General features: G+C 69.1%; 18 protein-coding genes. 14 read left to right on the top strand and 4 right to left on the bottom strand.

Going from position 1 to position 16,783, the window contains the following annotated elements:
• Positions 1 to 10 precede the first annotated feature (10 nt).
• The 11 genes from HHX30_RS34155 to HHX30_RS34205 all read left to right on the top strand — a co-directional run bounded on the left by HHX30_RS34155 (position 11) and on the right by HHX30_RS34205 (position 11,319).
• On the top strand, positions 11 to 928 hold the full coding sequence (locus HHX30_RS34155; RefSeq protein ID WP_211593040.1) for a hypothetical protein: 918 nt from the start codon (positions 11 to 13) through the stop codon (positions 926 to 928).
• Positions 925 to 1,713, top strand: a complete 789-nt coding sequence (locus HHX30_RS34160) for an HpcH/HpaI aldolase/citrate lyase family protein (protein ID WP_169987429.1) — start codon at positions 925 to 927, stop codon at positions 1,711 to 1,713. Before HHX30_RS34155 ends, HHX30_RS34160 begins: the two co-directional genes overlap by 4 nt.
• A 128-nt stretch (positions 1,714 to 1,841) precedes the next feature.
• On the top strand, positions 1,842 to 2,627 hold the full coding sequence (locus HHX30_RS34165; RefSeq protein ID WP_169987431.1) for an SDR family NAD(P)-dependent oxidoreductase: 786 nt from the start codon (positions 1,842 to 1,844) through the stop codon (positions 2,625 to 2,627).
• A 96-nt stretch (positions 2,628 to 2,723) separates the two neighbouring features.
• Positions 2,724 to 3,584 carry an ABC transporter permease gene (locus HHX30_RS34170; protein ID WP_169987433.1) on the top strand — a complete coding sequence of 287 codons (861 nt, stop codon included), beginning with the start codon at positions 2,724 to 2,726 and terminating at the stop codon, positions 3,582 to 3,584.
• A complete protein-coding gene (locus HHX30_RS34175) occupies positions 3,581 to 4,441 on the top strand; it encodes an ABC transporter permease (RefSeq protein WP_211593041.1) in 861 nt (286 codons plus the stop codon). Before HHX30_RS34170 ends, HHX30_RS34175 begins: the two co-directional genes overlap by 4 nt.
• A 7-nt stretch (positions 4,442 to 4,448) precedes the next feature.
• Complete coding sequence (locus tag HHX30_RS34180) at positions 4,449 to 5,588, top strand: ABC transporter ATP-binding protein (RefSeq protein ID WP_169987435.1); 1,140 nt, start codon at positions 4,449 to 4,451, stop codon at positions 5,586 to 5,588.
• Positions 5,589 to 5,854: 266 nt separating this feature from the next.
• The gene (locus HHX30_RS34185; protein WP_169987437.1) at positions 5,855 to 6,940 is read left to right on the top strand and encodes an extracellular solute-binding protein; all 1,086 of its coding nucleotides are present in this window, start codon (positions 5,855 to 5,857) and stop codon (positions 6,938 to 6,940) included.
• Between the two features lie 64 nt (positions 6,941 to 7,004).
• The gene (locus tag HHX30_RS34190) at positions 7,005 to 7,787 is read left to right on the top strand and encodes an IclR family transcriptional regulator (RefSeq protein ID WP_169987439.1); all 783 of its coding nucleotides are present in this window, start codon (positions 7,005 to 7,007) and stop codon (positions 7,785 to 7,787) included.
• A complete protein-coding gene (locus tag HHX30_RS34195) occupies positions 7,774 to 8,751 on the top strand; it encodes a cyclase family protein (protein ID WP_169987441.1) in 978 nt (325 codons plus the stop codon). Before HHX30_RS34190 ends, HHX30_RS34195 begins: the two co-directional genes overlap by 14 nt.
• A gap of 14 nt (positions 8,752 to 8,765) precedes the next feature.
• Positions 8,766 to 9,866 (top strand): aldehyde dehydrogenase family protein, encoded by a 1,101-nt coding sequence (locus tag HHX30_RS34200; RefSeq protein ID WP_211593042.1) that lies wholly within the window; start codon positions 8,766 to 8,768, stop codon positions 9,864 to 9,866.
• Positions 9,867 to 10,659: 793 nt separating this feature from the next.
• On the top strand, positions 10,660 to 11,319 hold the full coding sequence (locus HHX30_RS34205) for a class I SAM-dependent methyltransferase (RefSeq protein WP_169987443.1): 660 nt from the start codon (positions 10,660 to 10,662) through the stop codon (positions 11,317 to 11,319).
• A gap of 302 nt (positions 11,320 to 11,621) precedes the next feature.
• On the opposite strand, the gene HHX30_RS34210 is transcribed toward HHX30_RS34205, so the two are convergent.
• The gene (locus HHX30_RS34210) at positions 11,622 to 12,341 is read right to left on the bottom strand and encodes a hypothetical protein (RefSeq protein WP_169987445.1); all 720 of its coding nucleotides are present in this window, start codon (positions 12,339 to 12,341) and stop codon (positions 11,622 to 11,624) included.
• A 269-nt stretch (positions 12,342 to 12,610) separates the two neighbouring features.
• On the opposite strand from HHX30_RS34210, the gene HHX30_RS34215 reads away from it, so the two are divergent.
• Together HHX30_RS34215 and HHX30_RS34220 are read left to right on the top strand one after the other, a co-directional pair.
• Complete coding sequence (locus HHX30_RS34215; protein ID WP_169987446.1) at positions 12,611 to 12,991, top strand: PLDc N-terminal domain-containing protein; 381 nt, start codon at positions 12,611 to 12,613, stop codon at positions 12,989 to 12,991.
• Positions 12,992 to 13,493: 502 nt separating this feature from the next.
• Positions 13,494 to 13,940: a cytidine deaminase gene (locus HHX30_RS34220; protein ID WP_169987448.1), complete on the top strand. Its 447-nt coding sequence runs from the start codon at positions 13,494 to 13,496 to the stop codon at positions 13,938 to 13,940.
• Between the two features lie 342 nt (positions 13,941 to 14,282).
• Here HHX30_RS34220 and HHX30_RS34225 read toward each other — a convergent pair whose 3' ends face one another.
• Together HHX30_RS34225 and HHX30_RS34230 are read right to left on the bottom strand one after the other, a co-directional pair.
• The gene (locus tag HHX30_RS34225) at positions 14,283 to 14,684 is read right to left on the bottom strand and encodes a hypothetical protein (RefSeq protein WP_211593043.1); all 402 of its coding nucleotides are present in this window, start codon (positions 14,682 to 14,684) and stop codon (positions 14,283 to 14,285) included.
• A 69-nt stretch (positions 14,685 to 14,753) separates the two neighbouring features.
• Positions 14,754 to 15,071 carry a helix-turn-helix domain-containing protein gene (locus HHX30_RS34230; RefSeq protein WP_311922979.1) on the bottom strand — a complete coding sequence of 106 codons (318 nt, stop codon included), beginning with the start codon at positions 15,069 to 15,071 and terminating at the stop codon, positions 14,754 to 14,756.
• 173 nt (positions 15,072 to 15,244) lie between these two features.
• On the opposite strand from HHX30_RS34230, the gene HHX30_RS34235 reads away from it, so the two are divergent.
• Entirely contained in the window at positions 15,245 to 16,147 is a 903-nt protein-coding gene (locus HHX30_RS34235) for an NmrA family NAD(P)-binding protein (RefSeq protein ID WP_169987452.1), read from the top strand.
• Between the two features lie 47 nt (positions 16,148 to 16,194).
• Here the strand turns inward: HHX30_RS34235 and HHX30_RS34240 are convergent, their stop codons facing one another.
• Complete coding sequence (locus tag HHX30_RS34240; RefSeq protein WP_169987454.1) at positions 16,195 to 16,779, bottom strand: dihydrofolate reductase family protein; 585 nt, start codon at positions 16,777 to 16,779, stop codon at positions 16,195 to 16,197.
• Positions 16,780 to 16,783: the final 4 nt, after the last annotated feature.

Consider the following 16,783-nt stretch of genomic DNA (forward strand, 5'->3'; position numbering starts at 1 on the left):
AGGCAACCACATGACGATGTACGCCAAGGACGACCTCCGGTCCCAGTTGGCGAACGCCCCGGCCGCGCAGACGGCCGTCGATCCGTCCACCCCCATCCGGGCGGCCCAGTATCTGGAGTTCTCCGAGTTCGCGCCCGCCGAGACCGGCCCGGGCGGGAGCCGGACCTGGCTGGCCCGCGGGCAGAACGTCGTGCTGGCGTGGACCGACGCCGTCGCCGGCGATCGTTTCACGCGTGCGGGACAGCCCGACGAGTACGCCGTCCTGCTGTACTCCGACAGCGCCTCGATCCGGGTCATCGCCGGGGACGAGACGCGGGAGGTGGCCGAGGAGGCGTTCGTGGTGGTGCCGCCGGGGGACAGCGTCATCGAGGCGCTGACCGACGGGCCCATCATCCGGGTGTTCTCCTCCGTCGCCGAGGACCTGCGCGACGCGGCCTTCAACGCCGCCGCCTACGCCGAGCCGGACCCCCGCTGCGCCCCGCTGGTGCCGTGGCCGGACCCGGTGGACGGCTTCCGGCTGCGCGTCTACCGGCTCGCGGAGACGCCGATCACCGAGGGGCGGTTCGGCCGGATCTTCCGTACCACCAATCTGATGGTGAACTTCCTCGCGGAAGAGCCCACCCCCAGGGACCCGCTCAAGCTCTCCCCACACTCCCACGACGACTTCGAACAGCTCTCGCTGGGGGTGAAGGGGGAGTTCGTCCACCACATGCAGTACCCCTGGGGGCCGGACTCGACCCAATGGCGGCCCGAGGATCACGGCCGCGTCGGCACGCCGTCGCTGACCGTCATCCCGCCGCCGGCGATCCACACCACGCAGGGCGTGGGCCCGTACCAGCAGCTGATCGACATCTTCTCGCCGCCGCGCAAGGACTTCTCCGCCCGTCCCGGGTGGATCCTCAACGCGGACGAGTACCCGGCGCCATGAGCACGGCGCGCACCAGCCGGTTCCGGGCCGCGCTGGCCCGGGCCGGCGGGCCCGCCCTCGGCACGTGGGTCAAGCTGCCGGTGATGGAGAGCGTCGAACTGCTCGCGCTGGCCGGGTTCGACTTCGTGGTCATCGACCTGGAGCACTCGGCGATGAACCTGGAGACGGCGTATCGGCTCATCGGCACCGCCAACCACCTGGGAATGGCGCCGATCGTCCGGATCCCCAACCTGGACGGCGGCATCGCCCAGCGCGTCCTCGACGCCGGGGCCGAAGGGATCATGCTGCCGCACGTGGACACGGTCGGCCAGGCGGAGGCGGGAGTGCGGGCGATCCGCTTCCCGCCGCTGGGCGCCAGGGGCGTCGGCTCGACGAGCCGCGCCGGGGCCTGGGGCGCGATGGACCGCGCCGAGTACCTGCGCTACGGCCAGGAGGAGGCGGTGTTCATCGCGCAGATCGAGAGCGCCGAGGCGGCCCGGTCGGCGGGCGCGATCGCCGCCGTGCCTGGGGTGGACGCGCTGCTCGTCGGGGCCGCCGACCTGTCCACCTCCGAGGAGACGACGGAGGACGACCCGCGGGTGGTCGAGCTGATCAGCCAGACGATCAAGGCGTGCACCGCCGCCGGCAAGCCGATCGGCAACGCCGGGGCGGCGACCGGGCGGTCGGTGCGGGCCGCGATCGACGCGGGGTACTCCTTCACGATGCTCGGCAACGACGCCGGCTTGCTCGGGTCGGCCGCCGCGGCCGCCGTGCGCGAGGGACGGGCGGCCGGCCAGGAGGGCTGAGCCGCGCGTCCGCCGGTCCGGCGCCGACGACCACCCCGCTCGACGGACACTTCCCGCCACCCCGGGGTCAGCGCCGGATCGGCGTTATGCACTATTTACCCCAATTGCAAAACTGAGAGGGAGAGATCTTGTCCGACAACCCAGGAGCGCGCCCCGCGCCCGGAACCGGGCTGCTCGCCGGGAAGGTCGTCCTCGCGGTCGGTGGGAGCACCGGCATCGGGGCCGACTCCGTACGGGTCTTCGCCGAGGAGGGCGCCTCCGTCATGGTCGCCGCGCGGTCGCGGGACACCCTCGCCGCGCTCACCGAGGAGCTCACCGCCGCGGGTCACGACGTCGCCTACACCGTGGGGGACGTCAGCGTCGGGGCCGACGTCGCGCGGTTCGTCGACGACACCCTCGCCCGGTACGGCCGGCTCGACGGCGCGTTCAACAACGCGGGCATCAACCAGCTCGGCCGGCTCGACGAGGTGTCCGAGGAGGACTTCGACCGGATCATGGCGGTGAACGTCAAGGGCGTGTGGCTGTGCCTGCGCGAGGAGATCCGCGCCATGCGTGACAAGGGCGGGTCGATCGTCAACACCAGCAGCGTGGGCGGGTTCCGCGGCAACACGGGCCTCGGCGCGTACCAGGCGACCAAGCACGCGGTGATCGGCTTCACCCGTACGGCGGCGCACGACAACGGGCCGTTCGGCATCCGGGTCAACGTGATCGCCCCCGGCCCCACCGAGACGCCGATGTTCGTCAAGTGGCGGCAGGACGACCCGGCGGCCGTGGAGCGCCGGGTCGCCGCAGTCCCGCTGCGGAAGGCCGGCACGACGATCGAGGTGGCGAACGCGGCGGCGTGGCTGCTCAGCGACCGCGCGAGCCAGATCAGCGGCGTCGTCCTGCCGGTGGACGGCGGGTACAGCGCCTAGCCGTTGAATGTTCACGATACGGACACAGTAATTGTTATATGAACAACGGCTTGCTTTACTGACCGCCTGAGCCGTACAAGCTGGAGGGGGACGAGGATGTCCTCGAACAAGATCAGATGGCCGAGTTGGCCCCTGCTGGTACCGGCGCTCGCCCTGCTGGCGGGGATCCTGCTGGTGCCGCTGGCCGACACTTTGATCCGCAGCGTCTCGACCCCCGGGTGGACGCTGAGCAACTACAGCAACCTCTTCACCGACGGCGTGACCCTGACCGTGCTCTGGCGCACGGCGGTGACCGCCGCCACGGTGACGGCCGCCGCCCTGCTGATCGGGTACCCGTACGCGTACCTGATGACCCGGGTGAGCCCACGCGCGCGCGGCATCCTCCTGGTGATCGTGCTGATCCCCTTCTGGACGTCGGTGATGGCGCGGAACTTCGCGTGGATCATCATCCTGCAGGACGGCGGGCCGGTGCAGAGCCTGTTCGAGTTCTTCGGGGCCGACGACGTCGTCTTCTACGGCACCACCGTCGGCGTGACGATCGCGATGACCCAGGTGATGCTGCCGTTCATGGTGCTGCCGCTGTTCAGCACCCTGGGCGCCATCGACCGCAGGCTGCTGCTCGCCGCGCGGGGGCTCGGCTCCTCCCCGACCGCGGCGTTCTGGAAGGTGTACTGGCCGCTGTCCCGGGGCGGGGTGATGGCCGGGGTGATCCTGGTGTTCACGCTCAGCCTCGGGTTCTACGTGACCCCGGCGCTGCTCGGGTCGCCGCAGGAGTCGCTCGTCGCCCAGTTGCTCGCGCAGCGCACCACCCTGCTGCTCGACTTCGCCGCCGCGGGGGCGCTCGGCATGCTCGTTCTCGTCGTCACGCTCGTGCTCGTGGCGTGGGCGAACCGGATGGGTGGCACCATGTCCGCGATCGGTGTGGTCGCGGCCGGTCGAACGGAAGGCCGTCGATGACCAGCAGCCCAGCGATGACCAGCAGCCCGGCGACGGCCAGTGGCCCGGCTATCGGACGCCGGCGGTACACGAAGGTCGATCCGATCCCGTGGTGGCTCAAGGCGTTCGGCGGGGTCGTCGTCATCTTCTTCATCCTGCCGACGCTGTTCGTCATCCCGATGAGCTTCAGCGACGCGGCGACGTTCGAGTTCCCGCCGCGGGGCTTCACCTGGCGGCTGTACGAGAACTTCTTCACCAACCCGATCTGGCTGGACTCCCTGAGCAACTCGTTCCTGGTCGCGACGCTCACGGCGGTGCTGGCCACGACGGTGGGGACCGCCGCCGCGGTGGCGCTGTCGCGGATGCAGGGGAGGGTGGCACGGTTCGTCCGGACGCTGCTGATGGTGCCGATCGTCGCCCCGGCGATCGTCGTCGCGGTCGCGGTGTACATCGCCTTCCTCGGCTGGCAGCTCACCGGCACGGTGCTCGGGTACGTGCTGGCGCACACGGCGATCGCCGTGCCGTACGTGGTGGTGTCCGTCACCGGCGCGCTCGGCGGCTTCGACCCGCAGCTGCTGCGGGCCGCCTCGTCGCTCGGCTCCTCGCCGTCGCGCGCGTTCGTCCGAGTGACGATGCCGCTGATCAGCCGGGGCATCCTGACCGGCGCGATCTTCGCGTTCATCGTCTCGTTCGACGAGGTCGTGCTCGCGCTGTTCCTGCGGTCGCCGGTGTTCCAGACCATGCCCGTGCAGATGTACAACAGCGTGACCGTCGAGATCGACCCGACGATCTCGGCGGCGTCGAGCCTGATGGTCGTGGCCGTGACCATCATCTTCCTACTGCCCCAGCTGCTCCGCGGCAGGGCTCGCCGCCGATAGGAGAACCATGACGACGACACCTTCGACGACGGTGAAGGCCACCGGATCGTCGCCCGGGACTCCGAGCGGCACCGAGATCCGCCTGGACCGCGTCACCAAGGACTTCGGGCTCGCGGCCCCGGCGGTGGACGACATCTCGCTGACGATCCGGCCCGGCGAGTTCATGACGTTCCTCGGGCCGAGCGGCTCGGGGAAGACGACCACCCTGAACCTCATCGCCGGGTTCGAGACGCTCACCGCCGGCACGATCGCGCTCAACGGGACCGACGTGAGCGACGTGCCGCCGCACCGGCGCAACCTGGGCATGCTGTTCCAGAACTACGCGTTGTTCCCGCACCTGACGGTGGCGCAGAACGTCGCGTATCCGCTGCGGGAGCGCAAGGTCCCCAAGCGGGAGATCGCCCGGAAGGTCGCCGAGGTGCTGGAGCTCGTGCAGCTCACCGGGCGCGACGACAACCACCCCTCGCAGCTGTCGGGCGGGCAGCAGCAGCGGGTCGCGCTGGCGCGGGCGATCGTGTTCGAGCCCAGGGCGCTGCTGCTGGACGAGCCGCTCGGCGCGCTCGACCGCAACCTGCGCTCGGCGCTGCAGGCGGAGATCCGGCGCATCCACCGCGAGGTCGGGTCCACGTTCGTCTTCGTGACGCACGACCAGGAGGAGGCGATGAACCTCTCCGACCGCATCGCGCTGTTCAACAACGGGCGCATCGAGCAGATCGGCACGCCCCAGCAGCTGTACGCCGAGCCGGAGACCCTCTTCACGGCGCGGTTCCTGGGCGACTCGAACGTCTTCGAGCTCGGGCAGGCGGCTCTCGACAGGAGCATCGTCTGGGACGGCGAGAGCTGGGGCGTCGATCCCGCCACCGTCGCCGCGCATCCCGGCGTGCGCGCGGGCAGCGCGATCGTGGTGCGGCCCGAGGACGTCGAGGTCGCGGCCCGCCGGGACGAGGTGCCGCCCGGGGCCAACGCCGTGCGGGCGGTCGTCCGGGACGTGGAGTACATGGGCTCGTACCGGACGCTGCTGCTCGCGATGGGCCGGCGGGGGCTGCCGGGCCGTACCCGGGTCAGCCCGCTGCGCGGCGACTACGCCATCGGCGACGAGATCGTGGCCTGGTGGCGGCCGGGGGCGCAGCGGATCGTCGCGGCCTGACCGCCGGGGTTTTCCGTCATTCCACACGCCTGAAGCGCCGGGAAACGCGGCCGCCGTCGGTTTCGCGGTGCGTTTCTTTCGCATGCCCTCTGACGGCCGGCAAGGCCGCATCGTGAACTCACATTGCATTTCTCGCACAAACATAAACGATCTCGATGCGGACTCTGTACCTGTCGGACGCAACTCGGGTACCGTGTGCGCATCTCGGGATACATTGCTCGCATAGCGAACAATTTTGCGGCAGACTCCTTCTGAGAGGTAAGACCATGAAATTTCGATCAGGAACCGTCCTCGCGGGCGCCGGTCTCACCGCGGCCATGCTGCTGCTCGCCGCCTGCGGCGGCGGTGGCGGCGGCAGTGGCGACGCGGGCTCGGACGCGGCCGGCGGGCAGGTGCGGCTCGCCTACGTCTCCTACGGCGGATCGGGCCAGGACGCGCAGATCAAGGCGTTCCAGGAGCCCTACACCGCGGCGCACCCCAACGTCACCTTCGTCAACTCCTCGCCGGCCGACGTCGCCCAGGTGAAGGCGCAGGTCACCTCCGGCGTCGTCCAGTGGGACGTCGTCTCGGTGGCGCCCGCCGCGGCGACGCAGCACTGCGGGAAGCTGTTCGAGAAGCTGAACCTCGGCGACCTGAACTCCAAGGACTTCGTCCCCAACGCGATCGGCGAGTGCTACGTCGGCAACTTCGGGAACGCCAGCCCGTTCGCCTACAACGCCGACAAGTTCCCGGACCCGGCGACGGCGCCGAAGACGCTCGCGGACTTCTTCGACACGGCGAAGTTCCCCGGCAAGCGCGGCGTCATCACCAACCTGCAGAACGGCATCCTGGAGTACCCGCTCCTCGCCGAGGGCGTCGCGCCCGACAAGCTCTACCCGCTCGACGTCGACCGCGCCCTGAACAAGTGGGCCACCATCCGCAAGGACACCCTCTTCGCGCCGAACGTGGGCGCGCTGCAGCAGGCGGCCGCCTCCGGCCAGGTCGACATGTTCCTGCTGTCCGACTCGCGGCTGATCGCGCTGCTGAACGAGAAGAAGAACATCAAGATCGTGTGGGACACGACCGTGGTGTCGGTCAACGCGCTCGCCGTGCCGCTCGGCTCGAAGAACAAGGAGACCGCGCAGGACTTCCTGCGGTCGCTGGTGCAGCCCGGGCCGGTCGCGAAGATCACCGAGATGCTGGGGACGGTGCCGGTCAACCTCAAGGCCAAGCCGAACCTGACCGACAACGGCAAGGCCGTGGAGGTCTACGGGCCGGCGAACACCGGCAAGACCGTGGTCCAGGACATCGAGTGGTACTCCCAGCACTGGGACGAGGTCACGACCAAGCTCAACAACTGGCTGGTGAGCTGAGAGTTGTCTCACACGCTCACCTCGCGTCCACTATCAAGTTCTCCATGTGAACTAGAGTTCAGCCATGACGAACATTGACGTGAGCGGCGAGGCCTCCGGCTCCGACATCCAGGCGGTCCAGCGGGTCGGGCAGATCTGCGCGCTCTTCGGCCCGCATACGACCGAGCTCACGGCGGCGGACGTCGCCGATCGGCTGGGGCTGAACCGGACGACGGCGTACCGGTACTGCGCCTCGCTTGTTACTGCGGGCATTCTGGAGCGTGGGCACCGCAGGGGCACCTTCGTCCTGGGCGGCCTGATGGTGCAGCTGGGGATCTACGCCCTGGGGCGGCGGCGCGTCGTGGAGATCGCGCCGCCGTACCTGGCGGAGCTCACCGCCACCGTGCGCATGACGTCGGTGCTCGGCGTCTGGGGCGCGCGGGGGCCGGTCGTGGCGCTCGTCAACGAGGACCTCAGCCGCACCCTCGTCGTGACGGTCCACTCCGGCACCCAACTCGACCACAATTCCTCGCAACTGCGCGTCTTCCTCGCCTGCAAGGACCAGCAGGCGTTCGAACGCGCCACCGAGGGCATGTCGGCCGCCAGGCGGTCGGAGCTGGAGGCGGGGGTCTACATGGCCCGGCGAAACGGCTACAGCATCACGAGCCACCCCGACGGCCTGTTCGCCGCGGCGGCGCCCGTGTACGACGAGTACGGCATCTGCGCCACCGTGGCGGTGCTCGGAGCCGACCAGATGGCCGACCTCTCGCCCGGATCGCCGGCCCTCACCAAGCTCCTTAGCACCGCCGCCATGCTCAGCGACGAACTGGGCGGCGGCCAAGAGAGGAAACGTATTGCCGAACTATGACGAGCTCGCCGAGGCCGAGGTCGCCGGGTCGAGCTGGGACGTCTTCGGACGCGACGACCAGCTCGGCACCGTCAACCTCCTGACCCCCGAGCGCGTGGCCGCGGCGGCCCGCCTGGTCCGCACCGGGCGCCGGTTCAACCTCGACTACCCGGTCAACGCCTTCGAGCCGTACCCGACCGGGACCAGGCGGCGGACCGAGCACCACGTCTTCGCCAACAACGAGTTCCACCGCGACGACTGGCTCGACTCCTTCTACCTGCAGTCCACCTCGCAGCTCGACGCGCTGCGGCACATCGGGCATCCCAGGCACGGCTTCTACGGCGGGCTTCCGGCTGAGGAGAACAACGAGGGCTCGACGGCGCTCGGCATCCACAACTGGGCGCAGTCGGGGATCGCGGGGCGAGGCGTCCTGCTCGACGTGCCCCGCTTCTTCGAGCGGGAGGGCCGGCCGTACGACTGCGAGCAGACGATCGCGCTCGACGACGTGGCCCTCGACGCGATCGCCGCGGCGCAGGGCGTCACCTGGCAGGGCGGCGACCTGCTACTGCTGCGCACCGGGTGGGCCGAGAACTACGTCGCCAAGTCGACCGAGGAACGCGTCGAGTTCAACCGGCGCAACAAGTCGCCGGGGCTGGCCCAGCGGGAGTCGATCCTGCGCTGGCTCTGGGACCGCCAGATCGCGCTCGTCGCGGGCGACAACCCGGCCGTCGAGGCCGACCCCGTGCTCGAGTCCGACTTCCGGTCCGAGCACGACCGGCCTCCGGAGCGGGGCGTGGACCACAGCGGAATGCTGCACCGCCCGCTCATCGCGCTGCTCGGCATGGCGATGGGCGAGCTGTGGAAGCTCGACGACCTCGCCGCCGACTGCGCCGCCGACGGAGTCTACGAGTTCTTCCTCACATGCAAGCCGCTGAACCTCGTCGGCGGGGTGGGCTCGCCGCCGAACGCGCTCGCGATCAAGTAATCAGCCGGACGTAGGTGGCCGAGGTCGCGGGGCTCACCGCCGCCGGGTTCGACGTCGCCGTCTACAGCGACGACAAGCGCATCATCGTCGACCGGCAGCCGATCGGAGTCGCCCTGCTGATCACACCCTGGAACTTCCCCGCGGCAATGGCGACGCGCAAACTCGCCCCCGCGCTGGCGGCCGGATGCACGACGGTCCTCAAGCCGGCCCGGGAGACCCCGCTGACGGCGGCGTACATGGTCGAGGTGCTGCGGCGTGTCGGCGTCCCCGCCGGTGTGGTGAACCTGGTGACGCCGGTGCCGACCGGACCCCTCGTCGCCAAGATGATCAACCGGCCGGAGGTGCGGAAGCTCTCGTTCACCGGCTCGACCGAGGTCGGGCGCGACCTGCTGCACGCCTGCGCCGACACGGTGGTCAGCGCCTCGATGGAACTCGGCGGGAACGCGCCGCTCATCGTGCTCCCCGGGGCCGACATGGACGTCACCGTCGAAGGCGCGCTGCTGGCCAAGATGCGCAACGGCGGCGCGGCGTGCACCGCCGCCAACCGTATCTACGTGCACAGTTCGCGGCACGACGAGTTCGTCGAGCGGATGACCGCGGAACTGGCCGCGCTGTCCGTCGGGCCCGGTCTCGGCCGCTCACGGCAGGTCGGGGCGCTCGTCTCCGTCGCCGAGCGGGACAAGGTCGCCGAACTCGTGGACGGCGCCGTCGAGGAGGGGGCGAGGCTCGTCCACGGCGGGAAGTCCGCCGAGCACGGCGCCTTCTACGACGCCACGCTGCTGACCGGTGTACGGCACGGCTCGCGGATCAGCTCGACGGAGATCTTCGGCCCGGTCGTGGCCGTCGTGCGGTACGACGACGTCGACGAGGCGGTACGTATGGCGAACGACACTGTCCACGGCCTGATGGCCTACGTGTTCGGCGAGGAACGCGAGGCGATGGCCGTCGCCCGCCGACTGGAGGCGGGCATGGTCGCGATCAACCGCGGAGTCGTGAGCGATCCGGCCGCGCCCTTCGGCGGCGTGAAGCAGAGCGGACTCGGACGGGAGGGGGGCTTCGACGGCATCCTCGGATTGCTCGAGGAGAAGTACATCGCCCTGGACGCCCACCCGTAGGCCGCGCGCCGTCAGACCGTTTCGCGCCCGGGTTGAGCTCAGGCCGGGGAGAGACCGGCCGCGCACCGGTGAGCCGCTCGCCGTACCGCATATAACCGATATGGAGGTCGGCGATCGGTCCGATGCCGTGCCCATGCGGGGCGGATCGAGCGCCGCCCGCAGGGCCCCGGCGTCCTGACGGCTCGCGTCTTCCTCATTGAGTGAGATCATCGGTGTGCCCACGCGGGCACACCGGACCGGCAGGAGTAGGCAGAACGCCACAGAACCCGGCTCAACCCGGTAGACGCCACCAGCCTGAACAGCAAACCCGCAGGTGAGAACCCTGTTACTGGTCCGGTGCGATTCCCGTCACCCGCTCCAATCTCCTGGGGCGATAAGCCTCGCCAGTGGATCACGAGCACTTACGCGCTGAGCCTCTGGCGCGCATACCGCTGATCAGGGTCTCCGAACTCCATGCCGTTCTCATCGAGACCGTTGTAAATCGTCACTCGGCCGTGCGGGAAGAGGAATCCGACAGCCACCATCCCTACGCCCGCTCGCCGTCCGGGCGTGCGGCCTGGAGCCGGTCCCGGTCGGCGGCGGCTCCAGACCGCGAAATACCACAGACGCCCTACCTTCTCCGAGGCCATTGATTTCAGTCCCGGACCACCGCCTACCCCGAGTGCACCGCCGGTCGGCTCGCTGAGATATCGCGCAAAAGAGTCACACGCGACAAGACCCTCAGACGGGCGTTCGGGGCCAGCAGGAACCCCAAGGCCACGCGAAGCGGCAGATCCCCGTGTATGAATGAATCATGACCGCCCGATATGACGGCCAGGCCGAATGGTACGACGACTACATCGGGCCCAGTGCCAGCACCAACATCTCCTGGATCGTCGATCTTCTCGGACCTGGGGACGGTCTATGCCTGGACATCGGTTGCGGTACAGGCCTGTACCTCCAGGCCATCCGCTCCACCGGCCGCACCGTCATCGGCCTGGATCGCTCGGCCGACCAGCTACGCCGAGCCCGCAACAGGGACCAAGCTCCACTCCTACAAGCTGACGCCACGATGCTCCCGTTCGCCCCAGGCACCTTCGCCACGGTAACCGCGCTGTGGGTCTCCACCGACATCGATGACTTCGCCAGCCTGGTGAAGGAAGCCGCACGGGTACTGCTGCCAGGTGGGATGCTGCTGTTCTACGGCGTGCACCCGTGCTTCAACGGCCCTCACATCGAGCCGCGCCCGGACGGGGCAATGATCATCCACCCCACATACCGCCTGAGCGGGTGGCACAAGCGCTCCCCATGGTGGCGCGAGGGTGGAGTCCGCGACCGGGTGGGAATGAGCCACGTACCACTGCCCGACCTGATCAACGCGTTCATCGACGCAGGACTGAACATCGACCGGGTGACCGAGCCGCTCAAACACCCCATTCCCTCCGTCCTGGCGGTCAAAGCCTTCCGGGCCTGAACGATCAGCCAGTCGCGGGTGCGCGTCAGCGAACGAGCCACCCGCCGTTCGCCAAGTTCCGACGCCATTCGAAGCCGCGTGCCCGTTGTGGTGCCCGTGCAGTCGGCGATCACCGGGCAGCCACGGGGACTCGCGGTAACTTGATCGGCATACGCCCAGGTCACCGTTTTCGCAGCTCAGGCCGCATGATCTTGCAAGACTTCCCAAGCTGACAGCGCGGATTCGATTCCCGTCACCCGCTCCAAGCGAGAAGGCCCAGACCAACGTATGGCCTTGGATATGACCGAGCCTCATGCATCTCCTCACTTCGACCGGCGAGAATGCCTTTGGCGAGCACTCAGGCCAAGGTCACCGATGGCAGCCGCAGTGTGGAGGCCCTTGCCCGCGCATTGCCATACTGCGGTGCCCTCCACCAAGGCAGCATGTAAGCCAAGCCGGTGCTCGGGACAGGTCGGCCACACTCCCCAGATGTGCTCCATCACGACGTCCTGAACTGCGTCTGCGATCTCGACAAGGGCGACGTCGACGTCTCGTCCGCTGCTCGGCCAGATGGCAGGACCGCCACAACCGCCGCAGCACTCCACCCGCGCGCAGCCGCTGTCATCCCAGTCCGGGATCACGATCGTCAGCACCACATCGATACCTGAGGCGCGGACATCGTTTTCCACGACCTTCACTGCTGTCTCCAGCGTGGCCCATAGTTGATCGAAGCCTGTCACCCTAAGCAGGTCCCGCCCGAGATGGGCCACTTCCTCAAATGTCAACTCCGCTGTCGGGCGTTCTAGGATCTCTCTCACCGGAGGGCGGCCTGCATCGAGTTCCTCCATTAGGCACGCAAGCTCGACCAACGGCTCGGCGCGAAGGTCGCCCTCACGCAGCCCCCGGTAGATCTGGGCTGCGAACCGCCCGGCGTCGCTTCCGTCCTGATAGATGGAGTACACGTCAGGAATTGTCTCCCTGCTCGACTTGAATGACCAACGCGAGGCCAGGTAGAGAAGCGGCCAGGTCACGACCTTGATCACGTGCCAGATGCGTGCCAGAACGGAGGGCGATCAGCGGTGAATTAGGGAAACTCACGGTCACTCGACCGGCCTTGACCTGAACCCCCTGTTTTCCCAGCTCAAGTGGGCAAGATCAGTAGCCTGTTCCCGAGCTGACAGCGCGGGTTCGATTCCCGTCACCCGCTCCACGCTTTTGCGCCGCATCGGAAAAGATCACGTATCGGGAAATCCGCGCCAGACGAAGATCGGATCCACTACGCTCTGCGCGTCTGACACTGGGAGGATTCGGGATGCCCCTCATTTACGGCGGGTTCGGCCTGGTTCTGCTCGCCTTATGGATCTTCTGCCTGATCGACGTGATCGTCACGGCGGAGGAGGACTGCCGCAACCTGCCCAAGGGGTTGTGGATCATTATCGTCCTGTTCCTCCCCGAGGTCGGATCGATCCTGTGGCTGGTCTTGGGTCGGCCGCAGAGCGTGACGCGGCCCGGCGGGCTGCCGTACAAGGGCAACACCGGACGCTTCCCCGAGTACGACCGGCCGGGCCGGTTCGTCCCCTCCAACCCCGACGACGACGATGAGTTCCTCCGCCGCTGCCGGGAGCGGGCCGAGGAGCAGCGCCGCGCCCATCGCGAGCAGCAGCGTCAGGCGGAGAAGAACCAAGACCAGTAATGACTCGCTACGGGTCGAGCCCGGTCCGGCACAGCGCCAGCGAGGCGAAGCCGAGCACGGACGGGTCCCAGGGCGGTGCGAGGACGTCCGCGGAGATCTCGGAAGCACGGTCGCGCGCCTCGGTGAGAGGTCGCAGCGCGGCCTCCAGCAGGTGGTCGCCCAGACTGAAGGCCGGCGCGACCGTCCCAGCGCCGTCGTCCGGGGCGGGACGGAACGCCCCCGACGCACCGCGGAGAGGTCGACCAGCCCGAGTCGCCGGCGTTCGAACCCCGCCGTGACCGGCGCCCGCAGCCCCACCACCACTGGCCAGGCGACGGCGACGACGGCATCATCTGGCACGACGTCCGACAACAGGTAGGCCTGGGAGCGCCACGGCCAGTTCGACTGCGGAAAAGACAGCGGGCTCGGCGACAAGCCGTCAGAGCAGTGGAGGCGGTCGGAGGCGGTCAGGGACCCGTCGGTGTCCACCGCCCGCCATGTCAGGACATGTCACGATGGACGCATGCAGCTTGATCAGAAGCTCGTCGACGCGGCCGTCGCGCAACTGGAACGGCGCTGGCCGCCGGACGAGGAGGGCGGCGCCGCGGCCGTCTACCTGGACGATGGGCGGATCCTCACCAGCGTCGGCCTGGACAACCTCAACGGCGCGGCGGCGCTGTGCCACGAGACCGGCGCCATCTGCCAGGCCTACACACTCGGCGGAAGGGTCACCGCCTCGGTATGCGTGCACCGGGACCCCGAGCATGGGCGGATCCTCGTCCTTCCGCCGTGCGGCATCTGCCAGGAGCGCCTGGCCCTATGGGGACCCGACGTCGAGGTCGCCGTGCCCGGCGGCTCCGGCGAGGCGGGCTGGAGCGCCCGCCCCCTCCGCGAGGTGAACCCTTACTACTGGGGCTCGCAGTTCACCGATGATGGGACCTGGCCGGACTCCGAGCTCCACTCCTCCTGACCCGTCGCGGGCCCGGTCCGCGCATCAGGGGAAGGGCGCGTGAGCGCTCCCCGCAACATCAACGTGTTCATCCATGAGGAGCCGCGACGCTATCAGCGGTCCGATGTCCTGCTCCGGCCTGCGCGATCAAGTCGCGGCCAGCGGTGCGCCGATCTGGATGTCGAAGTACGCCACGAGATCACCTCCCTCGGCAGCGCCCCGGCCGGTCGCAGCTCTGCTGAGGTGGATAGAAGCAGTCGTAACCACCGGCCAGAAGATCGTCAACAGCGGCGCTCATCGTGGTCGCGTAGTGCTCGGAGCCGAACGGCCAGCGCCGCACGGAGGCGCCCCGGGCGGTGACGATCAGCCCGGTGTTCCCGTCGTAGCTGCCTCAGTGGACGGGAACCATGCCCAGGCGAGCCGGTCGTCGCGGTCGAGCAGGAACTGTGCCACCTGCGCATAGACCGCCTCCGCCTCGTCGCGGCGACCGACCCGGCACCACACGGCACGGCCGTCCGCGTTGGCTCGGACCTGCGCGCAGAACCAACCGGCCTCCCGCAACGGCCGGGTGAGAGCCCCTGCCGTACCGTCGGTCGGGGCCGGCTCGGCCTGCGAGTTCTCACCCGCCGCCTCATGCTCGTAGACGCCGGCGAGCGGCAGCGACGGCGGCTCGTCCGATCGGATGCAGCCCGTCGGCGCGAGCGGACCGAGGCACAGATCATCAAGATCATGACACGAGCTCGACGGGCCGGCCGAGGCCGGCATGAGGGCGCGGGAAATGGGCCGGACACGGAGTTCATCGGCCCGGCTCAGGACGGCATCGCGCCACGAGACTCACAGGTGCTCCTGATCCCAGCGGCCGCGGGCCGCGGCGACGGCGTCCTTGTGATCGCGGGACCAGTCGGCCAGGGCGAACACCATGTCCGCCAGGCTCTTGCCCATCGGAGTAAGCCGATAGTCGGTCTGCGGCGGGATGGTCGGGTAGACGGTCCGTTCGACGAGCCCGTCGCGGCACAGCCGTTTGGTCGTCAGCGTGAGCATCCGCTGCGAGATACCGGGAATCGCCCGCTCCAGTTCCCGGAAGCGGCGCGTTCCCTTGGACAGCTCGACCAGCACCAGCACGGTCCACCGATCACCGAGCCGGTCGAGCACATCGCGGATCCCACAGTCGTCATCACCGCACGGTCCGGTGGGAACAGGGCCGCTGACCTGTGGGATTACCGCCGTGTTCGTGACTGACACGAAAGTGCCTCCTTACGATGCCGCAGCGGGGCGCGGATGATCGGGTGCTGTTCCAGCCTGCACCAATCATCAAGGAGCTTCGAATGATTCTCGTCACCGGCATCTCCGGCGGGCTCGGCGGCCTGATCTTCCGTGGTCTGTCCGCCGAGGACGGCCTTGACGTGGCCGGCGGCACTCGCTCGGGCGACGGGGCAACCGCACGCCGGATCGACTTCGACGACCCGGCCTCACTTACCGAGGGCTTCCGAGGCGTTGACGTCCTGGTGTTCGTCTCGGCCGGATACGCCGAGGACGACGTGGTGCTGGCCCGCCATGGCGCGGTGGTGGACGCGGCCGGCGCGGCGGGCGTCCGGCATGTCGTCTACACCAGCCTGGCGAGGTCGGGCGACCTGTTGACGATCGCGCTGCCGCACCGCTGGACCGAAGATCGCCTCGCCGCGGCCCCGTTCGATGTGACGATCCTGCGCAACGGCCTGTACGCCGAGGTCGCGGCCGGCCTCGCCACGGCCGCCGCCGCATCGGCCGCCGAAACCGGCGTCTTCGCCGCCGCCTTCGGCGCCGGGCGGGTGTCCGTCGTGGCGAAGGAGGACCTGGCCGAGGTCGCCGTCCGGGTCGCCACGGAGACCCAGCGCGACCTCGCCTCGGGCCGCCGCAGCCGGCACGCGGGCAAGACCTACGAACTGGAGGGCGTCGAGGCGGTCGGCGGTCAGGACATCGCCGAGGTGCTGAGCGACACGCTGAACCGCCCGGTCTGTTACCAGCCGATCTCTCTGTCCACAGCGCGCGAGGCACTGGCCGGCAGTGGCCAGGACCCTTACCAGATCACCCACACGCTCTCGATCTTCTCCAACATCCGCGCCGGATGCCTTGAGGCCCACGACACCGATCTGACCACTCTCCTACCGGCCGGGCCCCGCGATGTACGAGACCAACTCGTCCAGGCTGTCGGAGAAAGCGCTCACCAGTCGGTCCCCAGCCGGACCTGACAGCAGCGCGGCTGGGGCCTGTCTCCTCGCCGTCATCATTCTTTCTCTCACCTCGCGCCGGGTCGGTAGGTGGCGATGACGACGCCGGTCCGGGTCGTCGTGGAGTCGACGAGCTCGAAGGACTCCGGCGGGGTCTCCTCGAACAGCCGGCGCCCGGAGCCCAGCACCACCGGGTGGATCAGGAGGACGAACTCGTCGACCAGGCGGCGCGGCAGCAGCGACCTGACCAGCACTCCGCTGCCGAACACCACAAGGGTGCCGTCCAGTTCCTCTTTCAGACCGGCTACCGCGTCCGCGGCGCCGCCCTTGAGAAGGGTGGAGTTCTGCCAGGTCAGCGGCTCGGTCAGCGTGGTGGAGGCGACGTACTTCCGTACGCGGTTGAGCGCGTCGGTGAACGGGTTCGGCTCCTGAGCGGGCCAGTAGTCCGCGAAGCGCTCGTAGGTGGTCCGGCCGGCCAGCAGGGACCAGGCGTCCGTCATCCGCGCGCCCATCGCCTCCTGCATGGCGGGGTCCTGGCGCCGGCTGGCCCATCCCCCGTACCGGAACCCGTCGCGGAGGTCCTCGTCGGGGTGCCCCGGTGCCTGCATGACGCCGTCGAGTGTCAGATGCTCGATCGCGACGACCTTGCCCATGCTG

Origin of the sequence: Microbispora sp. H10836, from assembly GCF_012999525.1 — a bacterium.
In the GTDB taxonomy this organism is placed as follows: domain Bacteria; phylum Actinomycetota; class Actinomycetes; order Streptosporangiales; family Streptosporangiaceae; genus Microbispora.